Origin of the sequence: Bacillus cereus group sp. MYBK139-1 (genome assembly GCF_051916915.1) — a bacterium.
Taxonomy (GTDB): domain Bacteria; phylum Bacillota; class Bacilli; order Bacillales; family Bacillaceae_G; genus Bacillus_A; species Bacillus_A pacificus.
In genome coordinates, this window is record NZ_JBQAHO010000002.1 from 239,058 (window position 1) to 262,149 (window position 23,092).

A 23,092-nucleotide genomic window follows, 5' to 3' on the forward strand; every position below is an offset into this window, starting at 1 on the left:
GTGGATGTAAGTAGGCCTAGAGCAATTTGCTCTAGGCCTAAAATGTATTGATTAATCGTACTTATGTCGATCTTCCGTAATTCGAATATACTCAATATCCATCAAATCTCTAAGCAATGCACCGTTACTTAGTTCCACACCATGTTTCTCTTTAAAATGAGTACGAATCGTATCTAACATTTCGATTTCTTTCCCATTCACATCTAAAATAATACGTTCAGAATCATCCATGTTGCATCCTCCTTTTTTAAACATATATATTTTGTCCGTCTATTTCTAAAAAATGTATGTTAACGTAATGTTAGGAAATAAGAAAGGGATGGAAAATGAGACGTATTTATTTTATAGGTTTAATTTTGTACACATTAATTGTATTACACAGTGCATTCCCAAATATCTTTTCATTTGAGGATGTAGAAACAGTGCATATCGGGATATTTATCTTTATTCTATTTGTAGTAGACTGCTGTATTTCGATATGGCTTTCGAAAAGAAAACATGTACATGATAAAAAAGAGATAGAACGAAAAAAGAGAAAACGTTCATTTTGGATGACGACGTATTGTTTTTCTTTAGCGATTGCTGCTGCTTTTTTTAGTGAGAATATCCCATTAGAAAGATTAAATATTGGCTTTGGAGCGTTCGTATTTGCATACTATTTTTTCATGCATTTTCTTCCTTATATGAAAGAAAAGCGAGGAGAAGAGGAAGATCCGATTGTAGAAGAAGCGAGAGAACAAGAGCATAAGAGAATAGAAGAAGATATAAAGAAACTCGGGGAACAAAAATGGTATTTGAAATCTAAAATCATATATGTTCTTTGCTTTATTACGCCGCCAATTGGTTATTTGTATGTATTCTGCCTTCGTAAAAAAATGACAGAAGATGCAAGGCAATCTTATTTAACGGTAGCTACGATTATGATGGCACTGTGGTCTTTGAAGTTTCTTCCGCCTTATGTGCTGGCGATTACCGTTGTTGTTATAGCTTGTCTTGTATTTCTAGTAAAATATGTGAAATGAAAACCACCAAGCCCATCTGGACTTGGTGGTTTATTTATAAATTAAAGCTCACCTTGCTCCTCATCACCACGAACAACAAGGACATCGCATTTCGCATAGCGAATAATATGTTCAGAGACGCTACCAATTAGGAAACGCTCAACAGCATTTAAACCAGTTGCACCACACATAATTAAATCTACTTTATGATTTGGAGCGATTTCTTTTGAAATTTTTGATTTAGGATTACCAAACTCTAATACAGTTTCAATTTTTTCAAGGCCAGCTTCAAGCGCAGTTTTTTTGTAGTCTTCTAATAAGTCTTCTGCAAATAGATTTGCACGTTCAGCAATTGCACGGCTATAAGCTTCTACTGCTGAGTATGCTTTTACATCAACGATATGAGCAATAGTTAATGTTGCATTGTTGCGTTTTGCGACTTGAATTGCTTTTTTAAAGGCTTTTTCTGCTTCTTTAGAACCATCCACCGCGATTAAAATATTTGTATATGTATTATTCATAGTAAATTCCTCCCAATCATTTTTATTACCGTTTACAACTTTATTATAAAACAAATTTTGGTAATGTGCTTGTCGGAAACGTTACAGAATTTCGAAAACTCTGTTTTGATTCATTTTAGTTGTAATTGGTGCGAGAACTTGTTACATATGAACTATAGCAATTTAAAAGGAGGCAGTTTTGTGAGACATGCGCTCATTACAGCCGGTACGAAAGGTTTAGGAAAGCAAGTAACAGAAAAGTTATTGGCTAAAGGATATTCAGTAACAGTAACGTATCATAGCGATATCACGGCTATGGAAAAGATGAAAGAAACATATAAAAATATGGAAGAGCGTCTACAATTCGTGCAAGCGGATGTCACGAAAAAGGAAGATTTACATAAAATAGTAGAAGAAGCGATAAGCCGTTTTGGCAAAATTGATTTCTTAATTAATAATGCTGGTCCATATGTATTTGAACGAAAAAAGTTAGTCGATTATGAAGAAGATGAATGGAATGAAATGATTCAGGGTAATTTAACAGCGGTATTTCATTTGTTGAAACTTGTCGTTCCGGTTATGAGAAAACAGAACTTTGGCCGTATTATTAATTACGGATTTCAAGGGGCGGATAGCGCACCGGGATGGATTTATCGTTCAGCTTTTGCCGCAGCGAAAGTAGGACTTGTTTCATTAACGAAAACAGTTGCTTACGAAGAAGCTGAATATGGTATTACTGCAAACATGGTATGTCCTGGTGATATTATTGGTGAAATGAAAGAAGCGACGATTCAAGAAGCACGTCAGTTGAAAGAACATAACACACCAGTTGGTAGATCTGGAACAGGTGAAGATATTGCAAGAACAATTGCGTTTTTATGTGAGGACGATTCCGATATGATTACCGGTACAATTATTGAAGTGACTGGTGCAGTTGATGTTATTCATAGACATCGATAGAGAAAAATAAAGAGAAGTTTCGAATAATTGGACAGTTTATCCTTTATGCAAAGAGGTGCGGATAATACTGTCCTTTCATGTAAGATTAAATCTATCGGAAAACTTGTATTATTTTTTGTCAAATATTGAGATATTATGTTAAAATATAAGAGCGTAGAAAGCGCTTTAAAAAATGATTCAGGGGTCATTTCATAACTCAAGGGGGAACTAATCATGCGTATCGGTATTCCAACAGAAATTAAAAACAATGAAAATCGCGTGGCAATGACGCCAGCGGGAGCAGTACATTTAGTACAAAATGGTCATGAAGTTTTTGTTCAAAAAGGAGCAGGTTTAGGATCTGGCTTTACGGATGAAGAATACGTACAAGCTGGTGCGAAACTTGTTGAAACTGCTGAAGAAGCATGGAATCAAGATATGGTTATGAAGGTAAAAGAGCCAGTAGCAAGTGAATACGGCTATTTCCGTGAAGGTTTAATTTTATTCACATACTTACACTTAGCTCCAGAACCAGAATTAACGAAAGCATTAATCGATAACAAAGTTGCATCAATCGCATATGAAACAGTACAATTAGACAATCGTTCACTGCCATTACTTGCACCTATGAGTGAAGTAGCTGGTCGTATGGCTGCACAAATCGGTGCACAATTCCTTGAGAAAAACAAAGGTGGTAAAGGTATTTTACTTGCAGGCGTTCCAGGGGTAAAACGCGGCAAAGTAACAATTATCGGCGGTGGTCAAGCTGGTACAAACGCAGCTAAGATTGCAGTAGGTTTAGGTGCAGATGTAACAATCATTGACTTAAGTGCAGAACGTCTTCGTCAATTAGATGATATTTTCGGTAACCAAGTAAAAACATTAATGTCTAATCCATACAACATTGCAGAAGCTGTAAAAGAATCTGATCTTGTTATTGGTGCAGTATTAATTCCAGGGGCAAAAGCGCCAAAACTTGTAACAGAAGAAATGATTCAATCAATGGAGCCAGGTTCTGTCGTTGTAGATATCGCGATTGACCAAGGTGGTATTTTCGAAACAACTGACCGTATTACAACTCATGATAACCCAACTTACGAAAAATATGGCGTTGTTCATTATGCAGTTGCTAATATGCCAGGTGCGGTTCCACGTACATCAACTCTTGCATTAACAAACGTAACAGTACCATATGCAGTACAAATTGCGAACAAAGGCTACAAAGATGCTTGCTTAGGCAACACTGCATTATTAAAAGGTATTAACACATTAGATGGATATGTAACATTCGAAGCGGTTGCAGAAGCTCATGGCTTACAATATGCTGATGCGAAAGAGCTTCTTGAAAAAGCTCCTGCTTTATCATAATAGAAATACATTCGAGACCTTCCTTTATGAGGAGGGTCTTTTTTTATGGAGAAATAAAATGTGAATAATTGTTATTTATTGGTGTAAATCGATTTTTATTATGATAATTTAGAATTATATAACAAAAAGAAGGGATTCAATGGGGAGCAAAAAGAGGAAGAAAAAGCAAGCTAAAAGACAAAAGTATATAAAGAAAAAACAGGAACAGAATATACCTCTTTCAAAAAAAGTAGTCCTTATGATAGAAAAAACATTTCGATATATTTGTATGTTCTTGTATGTAATTTTTTGTGTGTTTTTATGTGGGATGGTTAAAAGTTTGGGGATAACCCCTAATGTTATTGAAGGTATTTTTGGCGTTATACTTGTTATGGTAGAAGGAATCTTATTCTTTATATTATTTGATAAAGTGTGGCCTAGTCATGAAAGTAAAAAAGATAGAAAAAGAAGCAAAAAATCTTCATCCGATTCAAGTTTATCAAGTGGATTCGGTGACTACAGTAGCAGTGATTGTAGTAGCTCAAGTGATGGCGGAGGAGATTGTGGAGGTGGTGGAGATTAAATTAGTTTTTTCAGAAGAACGATTAATGAAAGGGTGGGACGAAATATGGAGACTGTGAATTTATTAGAATTAACAAAAGACATTCAAGATCAACATAAAAACTTCGTCGTTTCAAATGTAAATAGTCATTGCCTACGAATTGCTGTATTTACTGGTGAATACGATTGGCACTATCATTCTAATTCGGATGAATTATTTATTGTACTAGAGGGAGAATTACTTATCGATTTTGAAGATGGAGAAACAGTGGTATTAAAGCCGAATGATTCTATCTTAATTCCAGCATGCACGATTCATAGAACGAGAGCATTAAAGAGAACGGTAAATCTTTGTTTTGAAAATATAGAGGCGGATACGATTAAAGTGGAGCAATTATGAAAAAATTATCTGTAGCCGAGTATAGAAAAATCCTTCCGATTTTAGAAAGCCATACAAAAACGACGACGTTTGCTTATGCGGTATGTGATCAAGTAATAGATGGTGAGGTTTTTGCAAACGAGAAATTAACAGCAGGACTAATTCGTACAGCTAACGGTATTTATTATGTATTTGGTCATACGGATGATCAAAATTATAAAGAAGATTTATTTTCTTTTATAAAAAAGGCTATTGAAAAAACAGAGAAGAGATTTACATTGTTCTCTTCGAGTGACGAGTGGGAAATGATGATAGAAGAGCGTTTTAGTCATGTACTTCGGAACATTCCGCGAATGAAATTTCAAAGCGTAACCTTTGAAGAGAGAAAACGAGATTGTAACAAAAATACATATGAAGTGAAGCGTATTGATAGAAGAGATATAGAACGAAGCAGTGAATTTACAGAGGAGTACTACAAAGAATATTGGGGATCAAAAGAAACGTTTTTAAACGGTGGTTTTGGATTTTGTATAGAACAAGGGGGAATGATTGTAGCGGAATGTGTTTCGATATTTAGTGGGAACGGATTTGCGGAGATTGATATTGTGACGCATAAAGCATATCAAGGGAAAGGATTAGCCCAAGCTGTTGCAACACGTTTTATTGAACATTGCATGCAAAATGATATTACACCGTGCTGGGATTGTAATGTAGATAATATTTCTTCTCAAAAATTAGCTAACAAATTAAGTTTTCATAATCCGATAGAATATAGTTTGTTTGTGCGTAAGAAAATGGGGGAATAAAAATGAATGTGGAATTAACGAGATTTAAAGTGAAGCCTGGTAAAAGTCATCGTGTAGATGAATGGATGCAGCTTCTGAATGACAATATGAAAGAAGTGCTTTTGACATTAAACGACGAAAAGATGTACGTTGAGACAATTTTCCGGGAAATAAGAGATGGAGAAGAGTACTTATATTGGTATTCTGTGCAAGGGGAAGGCGGGGCTCTTGTCGAAAATTCTCATCATGAAATTGATAAAAAGCATTTGGAATTTTGGTGTGAATGTATCGATGAGGAAATACCGTCTGTTGATATGAAAACAGAAGTTGTTATGATTCAAGATGTTGTGAAGAACGCGATGAAATAATAGAATAGTATGTCGGAGAGAAGCGCATCAAAATAGATGTGCTTTTTTATTTTGAAAAAAATTAAAGAAAAGCTGTATACATTTTACACTCTTAAACGTTGAGTATATAGAGAGGAGAGCTAGATGAGCCATGATACGTTTGAATCGTTATTAATAGAGAAGTCAAAAGCAGTGTTTGGATACTTAATTAAGATTGGAGCAAACCGAAAAGAAGCAGAAGATATTGTACAAGATACGTTGTATAAAGCTTTATTGCTTATGGAGGAAATACCGTTAGAGCATTTAACACCGTGGCTCTTTAGAGTTGCGATCAATCAGCATCGAGATTTATATCGAAAAGAAAAAAGACTAAATCCCATTGCGATTGAATCTGTTGTTCTTATTGGTCAAAAGTCATTAGATGAGTTGCTTTTAACAAGTGAACTACAAGGCGAGGTGCAAGAAATATTAGAGACGATGACGGAGGATTATCGTCATATTTTACTGTTGAAATATGAATATGAACTATCTTATAAGGAAATTGCCATTTTATTAAACATGAAAGAAGAAACAGTGAAAACAAGTTTGTACAGAGCAAGAAATCAATTTAAAAAATTGTACAGGAGGAGAAACGATGGGGCGGAAGGACTTTGATTTGAATATGGATGATAAGCAGATGAAGACTTTGATGAAGAAGGCAAAGAGGAAGCAGCTTTGGAGAAACCTAGTGATTTCAGTAGTTGTGACATTAATCTTGATTGTAGGTAGTATCAGTTTATTAATTTATTTTAATCAGAAGAGTAAGCGGGAAATGGATCAGAGGGTATATTTACGACAAAGTGTTCAAGGGCCTAATATTATTTTTAATGGACATACAAAACTAAGTATGGGAATAGCTAGTGGTACGATGCTGTACAGTTCCTATAAAAATATTCAAGGACAACCAGTTAAGTGGATTGATGAAATTTATGAGTATTCGATCTTTGGTTATGGTCAAATAAATTATAATGGAAATACAGGTTTAGAAGAAGAGAACATAAATAAACAATCAGAATTTGCGACAAGGCAAGATTATAATAGACAGACAATGCAAAGAGAAATGCGGTTTTATTTACCTTTTGCAGAGTATGTAAACTATGTGAATGATTTAGAGAGGATTAGTGAATTGCAGAATAAGGTTGCAGAGGTAGCACTATCTTTTGATAAGGCATATACAGCGGAGGAAGTAGTAAAAATGCTTCCTGAAGGAATACGACCTGTGTGGCTTTGGGTAGATACATATGATGAAACGAAAGCAGAGACATATACTGGACTAGCAGATCCTGAAACCGGAGCAGTTTTAAATGCAGAGGTATCGATGAATATTTTTGGTTTTAAGGGGAGTTATGCTGATAAGAAGGAAGATGAGTACGAGGATATTAAAGGAAACTCAGCGGGATTTCTTGGATCTATGAAATCTTTAAGTGAAAATAAAGGGGGATATCAAGAGTATTTTAGGACAAACTATGATGAAATAAAAAACACTGAACCGAAAGACTTACGAATATACGGTGTAGTCGTAACAGGTAAAACAGAGGATTTACAAAGTTTACAAGGAGCACCATATATTAAAGCGGCTGTTAGAGGTGTAACAGTTGAGAAATATTAATCACAGTCTATTAATGTGAATAATCAGAAAATTTATGTTATACTATATGAAAAGGAGGTTAATATGAGGCAAATACATGGAGCAATTTATATTTACATAACAATGTTTTTCGTGGCAATATCTTATGGATTAGGGCACGTGTATTCGCATCCTATACTAACTTTTTTAAGCGGAGCATGTATGGCGTTTGCGCTTCTTGTCCACCTTTTCTCAGTTTGGATCGTGAAATTTCAATTAAATATTAGTGAAATAGAAGAAGGCACTTTCTAAGTGGCCTTCTTTTTTTAATAATATTTTGGAAGCTCTTGTAGCAATTTTTCAACTTCACATTCGGTTTCTTCACATATAGAAAGCTTGCGCAGTCTGAAAAATAAGCTGCGTAAGAAAGATTTTATGTTCCCATATAGAAACTCGTACGATTCAATATGTAATGTTTGTTTTTTGACGGGTAATTGAGCTACTAATTCATGAAGGGCTAATAGGAGTACTTCTTCCTTTAAGCCATTTTGCAGCATTGCGACAATTGGATAAACAATACGTTCATCTTCTTCATATTTGTAATAGATGGAATGGACACAAACTTTGTTTAATAAAGTTTGTAATATTTCTTCGTAATGTAAAGTTTCCAGTTTAGGACTACGAACAAGCGCTTCAAATGTATCGGAAGCATGAGCGATACTATGTGCCCAGCCGTGGTCTTGCACATATCCCCGGAAATCATGTTCATTGTTCATATATAGAATCAATTGATCTTTTACATTTAAAATATCATTCTGTGATAAGAAATTATGATTTGTATCGGCATCAATAATGAGCGCAATTAATAATGTTGTAAATGCACGGGTAAATACCGCATCTTCGTCATTTGAATAAATCTTATACAATAAATATTTTTCACTGATGCTTTCTAATAGTAGTTTCTGTAATTGCGTGTGTGAAAGGTATTCCTTTTTGATGAGATGATAAAAAGTAGAGTAAATAAGTTTGTCTCTTAAATAGCTATCGGTAACACCGATGTGCTCAAGCATATTGGAACTTAAAGAATCAATGTTAATTGTGTTATCCAGTATGTAATTATTATTACGAATTTCTTCTAACTGTTGTTGTAACATATAAACCTCCTATTTTAGAAAATTCTGTATTTTAATAGTATAATAAGAGGAAGGAATAAACAATAAATAAGTGCTTTTGAATGGAGGTACATTATGAAGAGAGCATTATTCTTTTTCATTAGTATTTTCTTTTTAGGAAGTTGTTCGATTTCGTATGTTACTTTTTCTAGTGAGAGCAAGAATTGGACGGGGCAATATAAAGGGTATATTAAGGATGACAGTGAAGATGGAATGTTTACATTTCAGTATAAGGGCGGAGATGGAAATACAGAATTTAAAAATTTAGAGATTACTATTAATGGAACCTTTAGTGCGATGACACAAACGTCAGAAAGTCATAGGGGAGCAAGGGTTGAAATGAAATCTTCTTGTGTAAGTTGCGCGCCTCTATCTAAAGATGAACCGATAGAGATTGTGATTAAATGGGATGATAAGTATGAGGAGAAGATGGTTTTAAAGCCGAAATAGCGTAGAGTGAGGAGTTGCGAATGGATAGGCATATGAAATTTTCTATGTTCATGTTTTTAGGTGTAGTTCTAATCATATTAGCAGCGTGTACTACAAAATCAGTAGAGCAAGTAGCGGTAAAAGATGTACCTAAAGAGGGGTATATCATATTAAGAAATGACACAGTGTTTTTGGCCGATGATAAAACGTTTGAAACAAAAGTAGAGTTACAAAATTATATAGAACAACAAATGAATGAAGAACATCTATCACATACGGTTTTAAGTTTTAAGGATAAAAGCGCATATAATCAATTAAAAACAGGGTGTAAAATAAAAGTATGGTCTTCTCAAACGCTTGAGAGTTATCCAGCGAAAATGATAGTAGAGAAATTCGAAATAGTAGAGAAATAAGAAGGCAGCAATTAAGCTGCCTTTTTATTATTTCACAAATTGTAATTCTTTCGGGAATTTCGTTAAAATTTCTGATCCGTCTTTTGTGATGTAAATATCATCTTCAATACGAACGCCACCTACGTTTGGTACGTAAATACCTGGCTCGATTGTGAAGACCATACCTTCTTTTAATGGAGATTCGTTGCCAGCTTTTACATCTGGATATTCATGTACGCTAATTCCAAGTCCGTGACCAAGGCGGTGCGGGAAGAAGTCGCCGTAACCTGCATCTGCGATAACAGAACGAGCAGCGTTGTCAATTGCGCCAAGTGTAACACCTGGTTTACATGCTTCAACTGCTTGTAGTTGTCCAGCAAGTACAGTGTTGTAAATACGAGTTTGTTCTTCAGAAATCTCGCCGAATGCTACTGTACGTGTAATGTCAGAGCAATAACCGTCAATGATTACGCCTAAATCAAATAGTACGAAATCGCCACGTTTCATTTTGTTTGCACCTGGAATACCGTGTGGAAGAGCAGAGTTTGCACCAGCTAATACCATCGTATCAAATGACATTTTATGTATGCCTTTTGTTTTTAATTCGTGTTCAATAATTGCTAATACTTCTAGTTCGCTACGATCTTCTTTAATTGCATTTACACCAACTTCAACAGCATAGTCTGCCATTTTAGCTGCTTCGCGTAAAATAGAAAGTTCTTTTTCGTCTTTAATTAAACGAAGTTCACGAACTTTTTCCTCAGCTGATTTGAAAGCTGCATTTGGGAATAGTTTTGTTAATTCTTCGTAGCGCTCTACGTTTAAATGTTCTTTTTCAATTGCAACTGCATTTGCATTAATACCGCGGTCTTTAATTGCTTTTGCAATCATATCCCATGGTCTGTCAGTATCAGTAAACCCGATAATTTCATGTGCCCAGCCAGCGTTACGTGCTTGGCCTTCTTCCATTTTAGGGCAAATTAAAATAGGTTCTTTTTCTTGGAATACAAACATACCAAGAAGTCTTTCGTGTGGTTCACAGTGGAAGTTTGTCATGTAGAAAACGTTTGGTGTAGAAGTTAAGAACGCAGCTTCTACGTTTTTTTCTTTTAGCCATTGCATTAAATTTTCTAATCTAGCATTCATCGATTGGCACCCCCGAGATATTTAATTACAAATATAACTTTAACTCGGAAGAAAGCGTTATGACAAGTAAATCGATGTTAGAAAAGACAGGGAATTGAAAAATCATGTAGAATAAAAAGTGAGAATGTAATAAGGGGAGGAATGTAATATGAAAGTATCTTATCATGGGCATTCAGTTGTAAAGATTGAAACGAATGGAAAAGTAATTTTAATTGATCCGTTTTTAACAGGAAATCCGAAAACAGATTTAAAGGCTGAAGATGTAAAAGTAGATGCGATTCTTTTATCGCATGGACATGGTGATCATGTTGGAGATACAGTAGAGCTTGCGAAGAAAAATAATGCAGTTGTAGTGGCACCATTTGAACTAGCGACATTTTTAAGTTGGGAAGGTGTAAAAACACATCCGATGCATATTGGTGGTTCACATGAATTTGACTTCGGAAAAGTGAAGTTTACACAAGCATTCCACGGCTCTAGTTATATTGATGAAGAAAATAAGACGATTACATATACAGGTATGCCAGCAGGTATTTTATTTATAGCAGAAGAGAAAACTGTGTACCATGCAGGGGATACCGCTCTATTCTCTGATATGAAATTAATTGGGGAACTAAATAACATTGATGTAGCATTTTTACCAATTGGTGATAATTTCACGATGGGACCAGAAGATGCTGTTTTAGCAGCAGAATGGGTTCAAGCGAAAACGGTTGTACCGATGCATTACAATACGTTCCCGGTTATTGAACAAGATCCATATCAATTTGTAGAAAAGCTACAAAATTGTACAGGGAAAGTATTAGAAGCTGGAGAAAGTATTACACTATAGAAAAGAAACCCTTCATTTGAAAAGACAAGTGAAGGGTTTTTTACGTGTGTAGGACAGCTTTTAAAGGTTGTACTTGTTTTGATGATTCTTTTCTTTTTGGAAGTGGCTGTTCAGGTGTTTCATTCAATTCCATTGCAACTTTTTTCCCGTCTACGAAAGCTAAAAATACAGCACCTACAACTTCTAATAATTTTTTCATCATGTATCCGCTCCTTTGTTTCATTTCTTGTCTTCATTGTATATGGAAGTGGCTGGACAAACTATTGAACGAGATGACAATACCATTACATTGTTGTAATGGAAGCAGTGGTGTAATGTAAGGCGTATTTTGTTATAAAAAAAATAGTACAGATATACAAAGAGAGAGTGTAACAGTTTTGAAAATATAGTATACTGAAAATACAACACATGAAGAATTTAGGGAAAAGAAAGTATGGTGAAACTATTTGGCTACCAAGCATAACCAAATTTTAGAACATATTAATAGCCTGCCAGTAGGGCATAAAATTTCTGTAAGGCAAATTGCAAAAGATTTGAGTGTAAGTGAAGGTACAGCTTATCGTGCAATTAAAGATGCAGAAAATAAAGGGTATGTTAGTACGATTGAACGTGTCGGAACAATTCGAATTGAACAAAAGAAGAAAGAAAATATTGAAAAGCTGACATATGCAGAAGTCGTTAACATTGTCGATGGTCAAGTACTTGGAGGCAGAGAAGGACTACATAAAACGTTAAATAAATTCGTAATCGGAGCAATGAAATTAGAAGCGATGATGCGCTATACAGAAGCTGGAAACTTACTTATTGTCGGTAATCGTACGAACGCACATCAATTAGCGTTAGAAACCGGAGCTGCGGTGTTAATTACGGGCGGATTTGATACGGAAGATCATGTGAAGAAATTAGCAGATGAATTAAAACTGCCGATTATTTCAAGTAGTTACGATACATTTACAGTTGCAACATTAATTAACCGTGCGATTTACGATCAGCTTATTAAGAAAGAAATTGTACTCGTTGAAGATATTTTAACGCCAATTGAAGAAACGTTATATTTAAAGCCAGATGATACAGTGCAGCAATGGCATGCGTATAACGAAGAGACGATGCACGGAAGATATCCGATTGTTGATGAAAATAAAAAGGTATTAGGTATTGTAACTTCAAAAGATATGATCGGTGTAGCGAAAGAAACACCAATTGATAAAGTGATGACAAAGCATCCGATTACGGTAAATGGAAAAATGTCTGTCGCAGCTGCGGCGCGTATGATGGTATGGGAAGGTATTGAGTTACTTCCAGTTGTTGATGAAGGAAATAAGTTGCAAGGTATTATTAGCCGTCAAGATGTACTTCAGGCGTTGCAAATGATTCAGCGTCAACCGCAAGTCGGCGAAACAATCGATGATATTGTAACAAATCAATTCATGACGCCGAAAGAAGCGAAAAATGAGCATCTATATCAATTTTCAGTGACACCGCAAATGACGAATTCAATCGGAACGCTATCTTACGGTGTATTCGCAACGATTGTGACGGAAGCAACAAATCGCGTTATTCGTGCGCAAAAGAAGAGTGATTTAATTGTTGAGAACTTAACAATTTATTTCGTAAAACCAGTTCAAATTGACAATGTTGTATCCGTTCATCCGAAAGTATTAGAAATTGGACGTAAATTTGGTAAGGTTGATGTAGAAGTACATCATGAAGGTAATGTTGTTGGAAAAGCATTGCTTATGGTGCAATTGATCGATAAATAAAAAGATGGAGCAAGCCGCTTTGGTTTGTTCCATTTTTTTTAGAACGCTACAATAGGGAGTTTGTAAATTTAGTTTGCAATCGAATCTATATTCATAAGTATGGGCACGCAATCGTTTGAAGATGCTTGAACAATAATTGTGGAGGTGTCGAATGGGAGTAATAATTCTCTTTTTAGGGGTAGTATTTGCAATAACTTTTCATGTGTTAACACATAGAAGAATGGATACAAAGAAAAAGAAATTGTATGTAGTAAGTTTGATTTTCGCTATTGTTTGTTCCTTTATCTCTACAGCTGGAGAAAATAAGGGCGATTTTCTATACTTTGGTGTACCAGCTGAAACATTTGTTTATTATGGCGGATGGGAAATTTCGTTTCATCCATTAGGCTTTTTCTTTAACTTTATTTTGTTTTGAATTTATTATTTAAGCTACGTAAGGGCTCGGGTAGAGAAGTAAAAAAATAGCAGGATATGTATCGGTGCGGATAGAAAATTGTTGATTACTCGATAAGAAAGTTTAAGCTATTAATTATTACTATGCTTTACTATACGAACTAGGGGGATAGGAATGGATTTTCACACTAGACAATGGTTATGTAAGCAATATGATTTAAATAGTTTTACGAAAGTTTCATTATTGCATGGGGGAGAAAATCAAACATATATATTTGAATCGGACAAAAATAAATTTGTAGTGAGGCAGTATAGAGAAGGTCGTTATACAGCCGAGCAAATAGAAGCTGAAATACATTGGTTAATAGCGATACAAAAACAAATGTTAGTACCAGAAGTAGTTGTAAATAAAGATGGTGACTGGGTCACACCTGTTATGAAAGATGAGGGAAGTATCCAGTATTTTGTTGTCTTTAGGTTTATAAATGGAAGTGAAATTATAGAACCAAAGGATAAAGATTATGAAAAACTTGGATCATTCATGCGCATGTTTCATGAAAAAACAAATGGAGTACTTAAAAGTGTGCCGCAAACTTGGAGAGGTTATGAAAGACCTATATATAGCGAGAAAAAGATGAATCATGAGCCTTTACAATATTTATTAAATACTTCTTTTTTATCTTATGAGGATAAAAATAAATGCTTGAGAATTGCAGAAAGAATACAAGAACTTACAAACTCAATTCAATTGGGAGAAAAACAATTTGTTCACGGAGATATGCATTTTGGAAATATTCTTGTAGACAAAGAGGATTGGTATTTACTCGATTTTGATGAATGTGGATTTGGGTATAAAGAGTTTGATATTGGTGTTCCGAGATTGCATTTAATTGCTTCGGGACAGTTAGAAGATGCATGGGGGAATTTTATGATGGGATATGGGGAACATATTTCAGAACTAGCCATTCGACTTGGAACTGCTTCAAGAATCTTTTATATGGCTGGAAAAATACCATTAAGGCTTGATATTGAACCTATTAGAAAAGATCCTGGCGCTTTTATTCGGCGATATGTTCAGTATGCTGAAAAAGAGTTATGTGGAGAAACAGTTATATAAAGAAAAGACAGAATAGTAATTCATTTAGGTTGTATATTATGTTATGATTATATTGTAAGAAAATGGATTTTAGGAAGGTGGTATGCATTATGTCATCAACAGTACTCTTTTTTGGTAGTATCGCACTATTTTACTTTCTTATAATGATACCGATTCAATATTTATACTTACAAGGTTTACATGAAAAAAAGAAAAAAACAGGATTATCTCAGCGAGAGCTATATGAAAAAATGTCTTTTGGGGAAGAACAATTACACCTTCATGTGCAAGGCAACCCATTTAATATCCCTTCTGCGTTTGTCGCATATATGATTTTAAAAGTTAGAGGACGTAAAAAAGCATCACAATGTTGATGCTTTTTTACGTTGTTTCATAGACTTCGGCTTCTTCAACTGCTAATGGTAAGAAATGTTTATATTGGCGAAATCCATTAAATACACTTGCACTACCAAATAGAACAAATAAAACACCAACGATAATACGAGCGGTTGAAAGTTCTAAAAAGAATTGGTTTATCCCGAAGAATAAGACGAATGAACCGAGTGCCATTGCGGATTTTCCTGAGAGCCAACCTTTCTCCATTGGGCGGTTTGTACGAAAGTATTTTGTTTTGTAGAAGAGATACAACATAAATGAGACGATAATACAGAAGACTAATACTGGCATCATGCACACTCCCATCGTTTTATGAAAAATAATAGTGGAGAAAAAATATCTAAACTTTCTAACTTTTATTATAAAGCAATTGTTCGCATGTATGAAATACTTTCCGTTATAATGGAGGATAAAGTGAGACTTTCATTAGTGTGGGGATGTTTCCGCGCGCTAATGATTAGCCTACATTCATTGTTTTTTTACTGCACGTTGAAGTGAAGAAGTTGAATAAAAAGGAGATTATACATATGCATGAGCAAATTTTAGGAGCAATTAAAGAGTTTGATACAATTATTATTCATCGTCATGTGCGTCCGGATCCAGATGCGTTAGGTTCACAAGGCGGCCTTAGTACAATTCTACAAGAATCGTTTCCAGAGAAAAATATTTATACAGTTGGGTACAATGAACCGTCATTAGCATATTTACGAGTAATGGATGATATTGAAGATAGTGTATACGAAAATGCGCTTGTTATCGTTTGTGATACAGCAAATCAAGAACGTGTTGACGATCAACGCTATACAAAAGGGAAGATGTTAATCAAAATTGATCATCATCCAAATGAAGATCCATACGGAGACATTACGTGGGTAGATACGACAGCAAGTTCTACAAGCGAAATGATTTATGAGTTTTATAATTATGGAAAAGATAAAGGATTACAAATAACAAAAGAAGCAGCTCGTCTTATTTTAGCAGGTATTGTTGGGGATACAGGTCGTTTCTTATTCCCGAATACAACAGCGAAAACACTTCGTTACGTAAGTGAGCTTGTTGATATGGATGTGAAATTCACAGATTTATACAATGAAATGTATAAAACAAAAGAAAAAATTGCTCGTTTAAACGGTTATATTTTACAAAACTTTACGATGGTAGAAGAAGGAGCAGCTTACATTAAATTAACGAAAGAAGTATTAGAAAAGTTTGATGTACTTCCTTCTGAGGCGTCTGGTGTTGTTGGAGCACTTGGTAATATTGATGGATTAAAGGCATGGGTTCTATTTTTAGAGGAAGACGATGTGATTCGTGTTCGCCTTCGTTCAAAAGGACCAGTTATAAATAAATTAGCAATGCAATATAACGGTGGAGGACATCCGATGGCTTCTGGTGCAAAAGCATCTTCTTGGGAAGAAGCGGATCGTCTATTTGCTGATTTACGTGAGATTTGTAAATAAGAAATTATATGTTAGAACGAAAAGAAGGAGTGGCGCTAAAGCCCTCCTTCTTTATCCCGCTTTAATGGGCAGTAAGACCCCCACCTCAAATTTCAGCGAAAGCAAAGAAGTTAGGTGGGGATCAACTGCCCATAAAAGCCCGATTGGTTCAACTAATAATCAGTGGGGGATGAAGAAAACCCCCACTGATTAAAGTTTCACTTTATTTTTCTTTCTCTATCGTAATGCTAATTTCAAGCACGGTATCAAAAGATATTGTATCGACTTTAAAACGGTATAGCCGATCGTAATGTTTGTACGTCTTGTTTTCGATTACTTTTTTGAGTAGGTCTTTATTTTTTGCGATACTTTGTATGTTTTTCGTTAAAAGATGCTGGAGGTCATTATGGATAGATGTAGTCATATTTTCGAGTGTAAGATTGTCTAAATCGTATTTTTCTCGATTTATAAGTTTTATTTTAATCTCTTGAATGGTTAAGAGCCGTTTATTTTCAGTATTCAATTTTTCTTGATCTTCGAGAAGGACGTGGAGCTTTGCTTCTTGTTTTTCTATAATTTCTCTTTGTTCTGCTATTTTACTAGCTTGTTCTTCTTGAAAAACACCGTATATGTACAAAAAAATAAACCAGCTCAACACGCCTCCAACAGCAGCGCCAGCTAAAACTAAATACCATCTTTTCGCTGTATTGGCACTTGGTACTCTCATACATGCTCCTGCGTTAGCCATTTAATAATAATAAGACCAGTTTGCATACCACCTGTTGCGAAAAAAATAAGGAGAATTTGTTTTACGATATCTTTCATATCCCCGCCAAAGAAACTTCTTTCAAAACTATAAAAAGTATCAAATGTTCCGCCAATCGCTGCAACGAGTGCCCAAATCCTTAAATTTTGGGCGAATTGATTAATGTAAGTGAGAGTTGGTTTTCCGATAAGAAATGCACCAAATCCACCAATTAATGAACCACCAAGTATAACCCCAAAGGCAATAAAATAACTAATAATAAGCAGAGAGAAAAAAGTGTGTTCTCTTACATCCATCGTCATTCCCCTTTCTTCTTCATATATATGGACAAAGTATAAGAAGTATGTTTTGATTTCCTCTTTCCTCTTCACCTATAATAAAAGTAGTCAAATAGGTAAAGAGAGGGTACAACAGTGAAGTTTGTGCATTTACAATGTCAAACCGTTTTTAGTTTATTAAAAAGTGCTTGTAAAATTAATGAACTTGTAGTTAGGGCGAAAGAGCTCGGTTATTCATCACTTGCTATTACGGATGAAAATGTGATGTATGGCGTTATTCCGTTTTATAAAGCATGTAAGAAACATGGTATACATCCTATTATCGGCTTAACAGCTTCTATTTTTAGTGAAGAAGAAGAAAAGTCTTATCCGCTTGTCTTACTTGCTGAAAATGAAATAGGTTATCAAAATTTATTAAAGATCTCTAGTAGCATTATGACGAAGTCAAAAGAAGGTATTCCTAAGAAATGGCTTGCACATTATGCGAAAGGATTAATTGCTATTTCACCAGGTAAAGATGGGGAAATCGAACAATTATTATTAGAAGACAAAGAGAGTCAAGCTGAAGAAGTAGCTCGTATGTATCAAAATATGTTCGGCAATTTTTATATGAGTTTACAGCATCATGCGATTCAAGATGAACTGCTTCTACAAGAGAAATTACCTGTATTTATAAGTAGGATAAATATTCCAGTCGTCGCAACAAACGATGTACGCTACATCAATCAAAGTGACGCACTTGTTCATGAATGCTTATTATCTGTTGAAAGTGGAACGAAAATGACGGATCCAGATAGGCCGAGGCTGAAAACAGATCAATATTATTTAAAATCATCAGATGAAATGGAAGCACTATTTTCTCACGTAGAAGAAGCGATTTATAACACAGTAGAAATTGCAGAACGTTGCAGAGTAGAAATACCGTTTCATGTAAATCAATTACCGAAATTTCCTGTTCCATCTAACGAAACGAATGATATGTATTTACGCCGCGTTTGTGAAGAAGGATTGCAGAAACGTTATGGTACGCCGAAAGAAGTACATATAAAGCGTTTGAATCATGAATTAAACGTGATTTCTAGCATGGGGTTTAGTGATTATTTCCTCATTGTCTGGGATTTTATGAAGTACGCGCATGAAAATCATATTTTAACAGGACCAGGTCGTGGATCAGCGGCTGGCTCACTCGTTTCTTACGTATTAGAAATTACAGATATTGATCCAATTGAATACGATCTATTATTTGAAAGGTTTTTAAACCCCGAACGTGTGACACTTCCAGATATTGATATTGATTTTCCGGATATAAGACGTGATGAGATGATTCGATATGTGAAGGATAAATATGGTCAGCTTCGTGTTGCTCAAATTGTAACGTTCGGGACGCTGGCAGCGAAAGCGGCAATTAGAGATATTGCGCGTGTAATGGGGCTTCCGCCACGAGATATCGACATATTTTCAAAACTTATCCCATCAAAGCTTGGTATAACGTTAAAAGATGCATATGAGGAATCGCAATCACTCCGGGAGTTTATACAAGGAAACCTTTTGCATGAGCGTGTTTTTGAAATTGCAAAACGTGTAGAAGGCTTACCACGTCATACGTCTATTCATGCAGCTGGCGTTATTATGAGCCAAGAGCCATTAACCGGAAGTGTTGCAATTCAAGAAGGGCATAACGATGTATATGTTACGCAATACCCCGCTGATGCATTAGAAGAACTTGGGTTGCTCAAGATGGACTTTTTAGGATTACGTAATTTAACGTTACTTGAAAATATTATAAAGTTTATCGTGCAAAAAACAGGAAAAGAAATCGATATAAGAAATTTACCACTTCAAGATGAAAAGACATTCCAATTGTTAGGTAGAGGGGATACAACAGGTGTATTCCAGCTTGAATCAGGTGGTATGCGAAATGTACTTCGCGGGTTAAAGCCGAATGAATTTGAAGATATTGTTGCTGTTAACTCGTTATATAGACCAGGACCGATGGAGCAAATTCCAACCTTTATTGAATCAAAGCACGGAAAAAGAAAAATTGAATATTTACATCCGGACTTAAAACCGATTTTAGAAAGAACATACGGTGTAATTGTATATCAAGAACAAATTATGCAAATTGCGTCGAAGTTGGCGGGCTTCTCGCTCGGAGAAGCAGATTTATTACGTCGTGCAGTGAGTAAAAAAAATCGTGATATTTTAGATCAGGAACGTAAGCATTTTGTGCAAGGTTGTTTACAAAATGGTTATGACGAGACATCGGCAGAGAAAATTTATGATTTAATTGTAAGATTTGCAAATTACGGTTTTAACCGAAGTCACGCTGTAGCCTACAGTATGATTGGATATCAACTTGCCTACTTAAAAGCGAATTATACGCTGGAATTTATGACGGCACTATTGTCGAGTGCAATTGGAAATGAAGATAAGATTGTGCAGTATATACGAGAAACGAAGCGAAAAGGTTTTCATGTTTTGCCGCCGTCTCTTCAGAGAAGTGGTTACAATTTCCAAATAGAAGGAAATGCGATACGTTACAGCTTACTTTCCATTCGAAACATCGGAATGGCTACAGTGACAGCATTAATCGAAGAACGAGAGAAAAAAATGTTTGAAGATTTATTTGAATTTTGTCTGCGCATGCCATCAAAGTTTGTAACAGAGCGAAATTTAGAGGCGTTCGTCTGGTCTGGATGTTTTGACGATTTTGGTGTTTCGAGAACGAATTTATGGAAAAGTCTTAAAGGAGCCTTAGAGTATGCCAATCTTGCACGTGATTTAGGAGATGCTGTTCCAAAATCAAAATACGTACAAGGAGAAGAGCTCTCTTTTATTGAACAGTTAAATAAAGAGAAGGAAGTACTAGGTTTTTATTTATCAAGCTATCCGACAGCGCAGTATGTGAAGTTAGCGAAAGAATTAGAAATTCCATCTCTCGCTCAGGCGATGCGACATAAGAAAAAAGTACAAAGAGCTATCGTGTACATAACAAGCGTGAGAGTGATTCGTACGAAAAAGTTGCAAAAGATGGCATTTATTACATTTTGTGATCAAAATGATGAAATGGAAGCAGTTCTTTTCCCCGAAACGTATATACATTTCTCAGATAAGTTACAAGAAGGAGCAATTGTTTTAGTTGACGGCATGATTGAGCTTAGAAATCATAAGCTGCAATGGATTGTAAATGGACTATATCCGTTAGAAGAAATGGATGTGTATGAGGAAAAAAAAGATGCGTCTGTTTACGTGAAATTGCCGTCTCAATATGAGAAAAAGCTTTTAAATCAGGTTACTAAAATATTGTTTGACTATTCGGGTTTTGCGAAAGTACTAATTTATTATGAAAAGGAACATAAAATGGTACAATTATCTCGAAGTTTATCGATTCATCCAAGTGAAGAATGTTTAGGAGCACTTCGTGAAATTGTCGGGGAAGAAAATGTGGTTGTGAAAATATAATGGACAATTTCCCTACACTTCGATTATTATAGTAGTAGTGTTCGTGGTCAGACCACTTGGAGAAATTGATATCAGCAAGAATAATTTGAGGAGAGTGGATAGTTTGTCAACACTTCGTGAAGAAGCACTTCACATGCATAAAGTGCATCAAGGAAAATTAGAAACTGTATCAAAAGTAAAAGTAGAAAATGCAAAAGATTTAAGTCTTGCATATTCTCCAGGGGTTGCAGAACCTTGTAAAGAAATTTATGACGATAAAAGTAAGGTATATGAATATACGATGAAGGGAAATATGGTAGCAGTTGTGACTGATGGAACGGCTGTACTTGGTCTTGGTAACATCGGACCTGAAGCATCTCTTCCAGTAATGGAAGGTAAAGCTGTATTATTCAAGAGCTTTGCTGGTGTAGATGCATTCCCAATTGCCTTAAATACAAACGATGTAGATAAAATTGTTGAAACTGTAAAATTAATGGAGCCAACTTTTGGCGGCGTTAACTTAGAGGATATCGCAGCACCAAACTGCTTCATTATTGAAGAACGTTTGAAAAAAGAAACAAATATTCCTATCTTCCATGATGATCAACACGGAACAGCTATCGTAACAGTAGCAGGTCTTGTGAACGCGCTAAAATTAGTTGGAAAGAAAATGTCTGACATTAAAGTTGTCGCAAATGGCGCAGGTGCAGCAGGTATTGCAATTATTAAACTTTTATATCGCTATGGCGTACGCGACATTATTATGTGTGACCGTAAAGGCGCGATCTATGAAGGTCGTCCTACAGGTATGAATCCGGTGAAGGATGAAGTGGCAAAATATACAAATAAGAATCGTATTGAAGGTTCTTTAGCTGATGTTGTACAAGGTGCGGACGTATTCATTGGTGTATCTGCAGAAGGTGCATTAACAGAAGAGATGGTTCGTACAATGAATGACGATGCGATTATTTTTGCAATGGCGAATCCAGTTCCAGAAATTATGCCAGAATTGGCAAAAGCAGCGGGCGCAGCTGTTGTTGGAACAGGTCGTTCTGACTTCGCAAACCAAGTAAATAATGTACTAGCGTTCCCTGGTATTTTCCGCGGTGCACTTGACGTACATGCGACACAAATTAACGAAGAAATGAAGATGGCAGCTGTACAAGCTATTGCTGAGCTTGTAGCAGAAGATGAGTTAAATGCAGACTATATCATTCCAGCACCGTTTGACGCGCGTGTAGCGCCTCAAGTAGCAGCTTACGTTGCGAAAGCTGCAATGGAGACAGGAGTAGCTCGCCGTCAAGTAGATCCAAATGAAGTTGCTGAGAAAACAAAACAATTAGCGCTGATTGGTAAAGAATAAGCGAGGAATTTCCATTGACATCATCAAATACAAAAGTATATCTCGAAATTGTAAAAAAAATCCGTTCCATTATGGAAGAGGATGGATTGGTAGCAGGGGATCGTTTGCCGTCTGAGCGTGAGTTAAGTTCACGTTTAAACGTAGGACGTTCCTCTGTCAGAGAAGCGTTGCGGGCTTTAGAACTTGTAGGATTAATTGAAACGAGACGTGGTGAAGGGACGTTTATTCGAAACTTTTACGATAACGGTCTTGTACAATTGATTGCTCCGTTCTTGCTGCAAGATGAGAAAACAATTCGTGATTTATTACAAACAAAACGATTGCTTGAGAAAGATATGATTCGAATTGTATGTAATTTACCGAAAGAAACGTTTTCTAAAGTGCTAAGTAAATTACATCAAGTGCTTGAAGGAAATGAAAACTCAGTTCCAATGCTTCACCAAACGTTCTTTAAAACACTTATTGAACAAGTCGATAATTATTTACTATATCGCATTTGGATGATCGTAAATGATTACGTATCAACTCTTTCTTGTAAAGTTTCAGGAGATTCTATCGATATGTATAGAAAGCTTTACGCTATTTTGGAAGAAAAACAAGAAAATGATGCACTAAAAATTTACGATGAATTAGTAGAGAATATACAGTTTCACTCGTAATGTATAAAATTTGTCGAAATGACCATGACACGTTATGACAAACATTCTATCGCGTAGCGGTTAAA

28 protein-coding genes and 1 pseudogene are annotated in these 23,092 nt (G+C 35.5%); 21 read left to right on the forward strand and 8 right to left on the reverse strand.

What is annotated here, in order from left to right; all coding sequences use genetic code 11:
- Nucleotides 1-51: 51 nt before the first annotated feature.
- Nucleotides 52-231, reverse strand: a complete 180-nt coding sequence (locus ACTFRS_RS12345; RefSeq protein WP_000342760.1) for a hypothetical protein — start codon at nucleotides 229-231, stop codon at nucleotides 52-54.
- A 95-nt stretch (nucleotides 232-326) separates the two neighbouring features.
- Between ACTFRS_RS12345 and ACTFRS_RS12350 the strand changes: the two genes are divergently transcribed.
- Nucleotides 327-1,022, forward strand: a complete 696-nt coding sequence (locus ACTFRS_RS12350; protein ID WP_139866442.1) for a hypothetical protein — start codon at nucleotides 327-329, stop codon at nucleotides 1,020-1,022.
- 41 nt (nucleotides 1,023-1,063) lie between these two features.
- On the opposite strand, the gene ACTFRS_RS12355 is transcribed toward ACTFRS_RS12350, so the two are convergent.
- A complete protein-coding gene (locus ACTFRS_RS12355) occupies nucleotides 1,064-1,522 on the reverse strand; it encodes a universal stress protein (RefSeq protein WP_001066673.1) in 459 nt (152 codons plus the stop codon).
- 147 nt (nucleotides 1,523-1,669) lie between these two features.
- Here ACTFRS_RS12355 and ACTFRS_RS12360 point away from each other — a divergent pair, with 147 nt between their 5' ends.
- The 9 genes from ACTFRS_RS12360 to ACTFRS_RS12400 all read left to right on the forward strand — a co-directional run bounded on the left by ACTFRS_RS12360 (nucleotide 1,670) and on the right by ACTFRS_RS12400 (nucleotide 7,777).
- Nucleotides 1,670-2,461, forward strand: a complete 792-nt coding sequence (locus ACTFRS_RS12360; protein WP_087954921.1) for an SDR family oxidoreductase — start codon at nucleotides 1,670-1,672, stop codon at nucleotides 2,459-2,461.
- A gap of 213 nt (nucleotides 2,462-2,674) precedes the next feature.
- Entirely contained in the window at nucleotides 2,675-3,808 is a 1,134-nt protein-coding gene (gene ald, locus ACTFRS_RS12365) for an alanine dehydrogenase (protein WP_440024905.1), read from the forward strand.
- Between the two features lie 139 nt (nucleotides 3,809-3,947).
- The gene (locus ACTFRS_RS12370; RefSeq protein ID WP_242293719.1) at nucleotides 3,948-4,370 is read left to right on the forward strand and encodes a hypothetical protein; all 423 of its coding nucleotides are present in this window, start codon (nucleotides 3,948-3,950) and stop codon (nucleotides 4,368-4,370) included.
- A 45-nt stretch (nucleotides 4,371-4,415) separates the two neighbouring features.
- Nucleotides 4,416-4,748, forward strand: a complete 333-nt coding sequence (locus ACTFRS_RS12375) for a cupin domain-containing protein (protein ID WP_139866444.1) — start codon at nucleotides 4,416-4,418, stop codon at nucleotides 4,746-4,748.
- Nucleotides 4,745-5,533, forward strand: a complete 789-nt coding sequence (locus ACTFRS_RS12380; RefSeq protein ID WP_139866445.1) for a GNAT family N-acetyltransferase — start codon at nucleotides 4,745-4,747, stop codon at nucleotides 5,531-5,533. The genes ACTFRS_RS12375 and ACTFRS_RS12380 overlap by 4 nt, the downstream gene beginning before the upstream one ends.
- Nucleotides 5,534-5,535: 2 nt before the next feature.
- A complete protein-coding gene (locus ACTFRS_RS12385; RefSeq protein WP_139866446.1) occupies nucleotides 5,536-5,880 on the forward strand; it encodes a DUF6176 family protein in 345 nt (114 codons plus the stop codon).
- A gap of 123 nt (nucleotides 5,881-6,003) precedes the next feature.
- Entirely contained in the window at nucleotides 6,004-6,513 is a 510-nt protein-coding gene (locus ACTFRS_RS12390; protein ID WP_139866447.1) for an RNA polymerase sigma factor, read from the forward strand.
- On the forward strand, nucleotides 6,494-7,507 hold the full coding sequence (locus ACTFRS_RS12395; protein WP_242293718.1) for an anti-sigma factor: 1,014 nt from the start codon (nucleotides 6,494-6,496) through the stop codon (nucleotides 7,505-7,507). The genes ACTFRS_RS12390 and ACTFRS_RS12395 overlap by 20 nt, the downstream gene beginning before the upstream one ends.
- Nucleotides 7,508-7,570: 63 nt before the next feature.
- Nucleotides 7,571-7,777, forward strand: a complete 207-nt coding sequence (locus ACTFRS_RS12400; protein WP_001248905.1) for a hypothetical protein — start codon at nucleotides 7,571-7,573, stop codon at nucleotides 7,775-7,777.
- A gap of 14 nt (nucleotides 7,778-7,791) precedes the next feature.
- On the opposite strand, the gene ACTFRS_RS12405 is transcribed toward ACTFRS_RS12400, so the two are convergent.
- Nucleotides 7,792-8,619, reverse strand: a complete 828-nt coding sequence (locus tag ACTFRS_RS12405) for a DUF2785 domain-containing protein (RefSeq protein ID WP_242293717.1) — start codon at nucleotides 8,617-8,619, stop codon at nucleotides 7,792-7,794.
- Nucleotides 8,620-8,712: 93 nt separating this feature from the next.
- Here ACTFRS_RS12405 and ACTFRS_RS12410 point away from each other — a divergent pair, with 93 nt between their 5' ends.
- Nucleotides 8,713-9,087, forward strand: coding sequence for a hypothetical protein (locus ACTFRS_RS12410; protein ID WP_242293716.1), 375 nt, complete (start codon nucleotides 8,713-8,715; stop codon nucleotides 9,085-9,087).
- Nucleotides 9,088-9,107: 20 nt separating this feature from the next.
- Complete coding sequence (locus ACTFRS_RS12415) at nucleotides 9,108-9,479, forward strand: DUF3221 domain-containing protein (protein WP_087954112.1); 372 nt, start codon at nucleotides 9,108-9,110, stop codon at nucleotides 9,477-9,479.
- A 27-nt stretch (nucleotides 9,480-9,506) separates the two neighbouring features.
- Here the strand turns inward: ACTFRS_RS12415 and pepQ are convergent, their stop codons facing one another.
- A complete protein-coding gene (pepQ, locus tag ACTFRS_RS12420) occupies nucleotides 9,507-10,604 on the reverse strand; it encodes a Xaa-Pro dipeptidase (protein WP_000994026.1) in 1,098 nt (365 codons plus the stop codon).
- A 148-nt stretch (nucleotides 10,605-10,752) separates the two neighbouring features.
- Between pepQ and ACTFRS_RS12425 the strand changes: the two genes are divergently transcribed.
- Nucleotides 10,753-11,436, forward strand: coding sequence for a metal-dependent hydrolase (locus ACTFRS_RS12425; RefSeq protein ID WP_440024901.1), 684 nt, complete (start codon nucleotides 10,753-10,755; stop codon nucleotides 11,434-11,436).
- 40 nt (nucleotides 11,437-11,476) lie between these two features.
- Here the strand turns inward: ACTFRS_RS12425 and ACTFRS_RS12430 are convergent, their stop codons facing one another.
- Entirely contained in the window at nucleotides 11,477-11,638 is a 162-nt protein-coding gene (locus ACTFRS_RS12430) for a hypothetical protein (protein WP_000976301.1), read from the reverse strand.
- 244 nt (nucleotides 11,639-11,882) lie between these two features.
- Between ACTFRS_RS12430 and ACTFRS_RS12435 the strand changes: the two genes are divergently transcribed.
- The 4 genes and pseudogenes from ACTFRS_RS12435 (at nucleotide 11,883) to ACTFRS_RS12450 (ending at nucleotide 15,059) form a co-directional block, all read left to right on the forward strand.
- On the forward strand, nucleotides 11,883-13,196 hold the full coding sequence (locus tag ACTFRS_RS12435) for a CBS domain-containing protein (RefSeq protein WP_000201583.1): 1,314 nt from the start codon (nucleotides 11,883-11,885) through the stop codon (nucleotides 13,194-13,196).
- Nucleotides 13,197-13,347: 151 nt separating this feature from the next.
- Nucleotides 13,348-13,661 (forward strand): annotated as a pseudogene (locus ACTFRS_RS12440) (hypothetical protein).
- A gap of 103 nt (nucleotides 13,662-13,764) precedes the next feature.
- Nucleotides 13,765-14,706 (forward strand): phosphotransferase enzyme family protein, encoded by a 942-nt coding sequence (locus ACTFRS_RS12445; RefSeq protein WP_242293714.1) that lies wholly within the window; start codon nucleotides 13,765-13,767, stop codon nucleotides 14,704-14,706.
- Between the two features lie 89 nt (nucleotides 14,707-14,795).
- Nucleotides 14,796-15,059 (forward strand): DUF3949 domain-containing protein, encoded by a 264-nt coding sequence (locus ACTFRS_RS12450; RefSeq protein ID WP_049111430.1) that lies wholly within the window; start codon nucleotides 14,796-14,798, stop codon nucleotides 15,057-15,059.
- Nucleotides 15,060-15,066: 7 nt separating this feature from the next.
- Here ACTFRS_RS12450 and ACTFRS_RS12455 read toward each other — a convergent pair whose 3' ends face one another.
- Complete coding sequence (locus ACTFRS_RS12455) at nucleotides 15,067-15,372, reverse strand: YtpI family protein (RefSeq protein WP_001144773.1); 306 nt, start codon at nucleotides 15,370-15,372, stop codon at nucleotides 15,067-15,069.
- A 236-nt stretch (nucleotides 15,373-15,608) separates the two neighbouring features.
- Here ACTFRS_RS12455 and ACTFRS_RS12460 point away from each other — a divergent pair, with 236 nt between their 5' ends.
- Nucleotides 15,609-16,541 carry a DHH family phosphoesterase gene (locus ACTFRS_RS12460; protein ID WP_000545149.1) on the forward strand — a complete coding sequence of 311 codons (933 nt, stop codon included), beginning with the start codon at nucleotides 15,609-15,611 and terminating at the stop codon, nucleotides 16,539-16,541.
- A gap of 202 nt (nucleotides 16,542-16,743) precedes the next feature.
- Here ACTFRS_RS12460 and ytrI read toward each other — a convergent pair whose 3' ends face one another.
- On the reverse strand, nucleotides 16,744-17,247 hold the full coding sequence (gene ytrI, locus ACTFRS_RS12465; RefSeq protein ID WP_001265736.1) for a sporulation membrane protein YtrI: 504 nt from the start codon (nucleotides 17,245-17,247) through the stop codon (nucleotides 16,744-16,746).
- Nucleotides 17,244-17,657, reverse strand: a complete 414-nt coding sequence (locus tag ACTFRS_RS12470) for a YtrH family sporulation protein (RefSeq protein ID WP_001998397.1) — start codon at nucleotides 17,655-17,657, stop codon at nucleotides 17,244-17,246. Before ACTFRS_RS12470 ends, ytrI begins: the two co-directional genes overlap by 4 nt.
- Before the next feature lie 42 nt (nucleotides 17,658-17,699).
- On the opposite strand from ACTFRS_RS12470, the gene dnaE reads away from it, so the two are divergent.
- The 3 genes from dnaE to ACTFRS_RS12485 all read left to right on the forward strand — a co-directional run bounded on the left by dnaE (nucleotide 17,700) and on the right by ACTFRS_RS12485 (nucleotide 23,027).
- Nucleotides 17,700-21,026, forward strand: a complete 3,327-nt coding sequence (dnaE, locus tag ACTFRS_RS12475; RefSeq protein ID WP_139866455.1) for a DNA polymerase III subunit alpha — start codon at nucleotides 17,700-17,702, stop codon at nucleotides 21,024-21,026.
- A gap of 133 nt (nucleotides 21,027-21,159) precedes the next feature.
- Nucleotides 21,160-22,368 carry an NAD(P)-dependent malic enzyme gene (locus ACTFRS_RS12480; protein WP_011199012.1) on the forward strand — a complete coding sequence of 403 codons (1,209 nt, stop codon included), beginning with the start codon at nucleotides 21,160-21,162 and terminating at the stop codon, nucleotides 22,366-22,368.
- Between the two features lie 14 nt (nucleotides 22,369-22,382).
- A complete protein-coding gene (locus ACTFRS_RS12485; protein WP_000204442.1) occupies nucleotides 22,383-23,027 on the forward strand; it encodes a FadR/GntR family transcriptional regulator in 645 nt (214 codons plus the stop codon).
- Nucleotides 23,028-23,092: the final 65 nt, after the last annotated feature.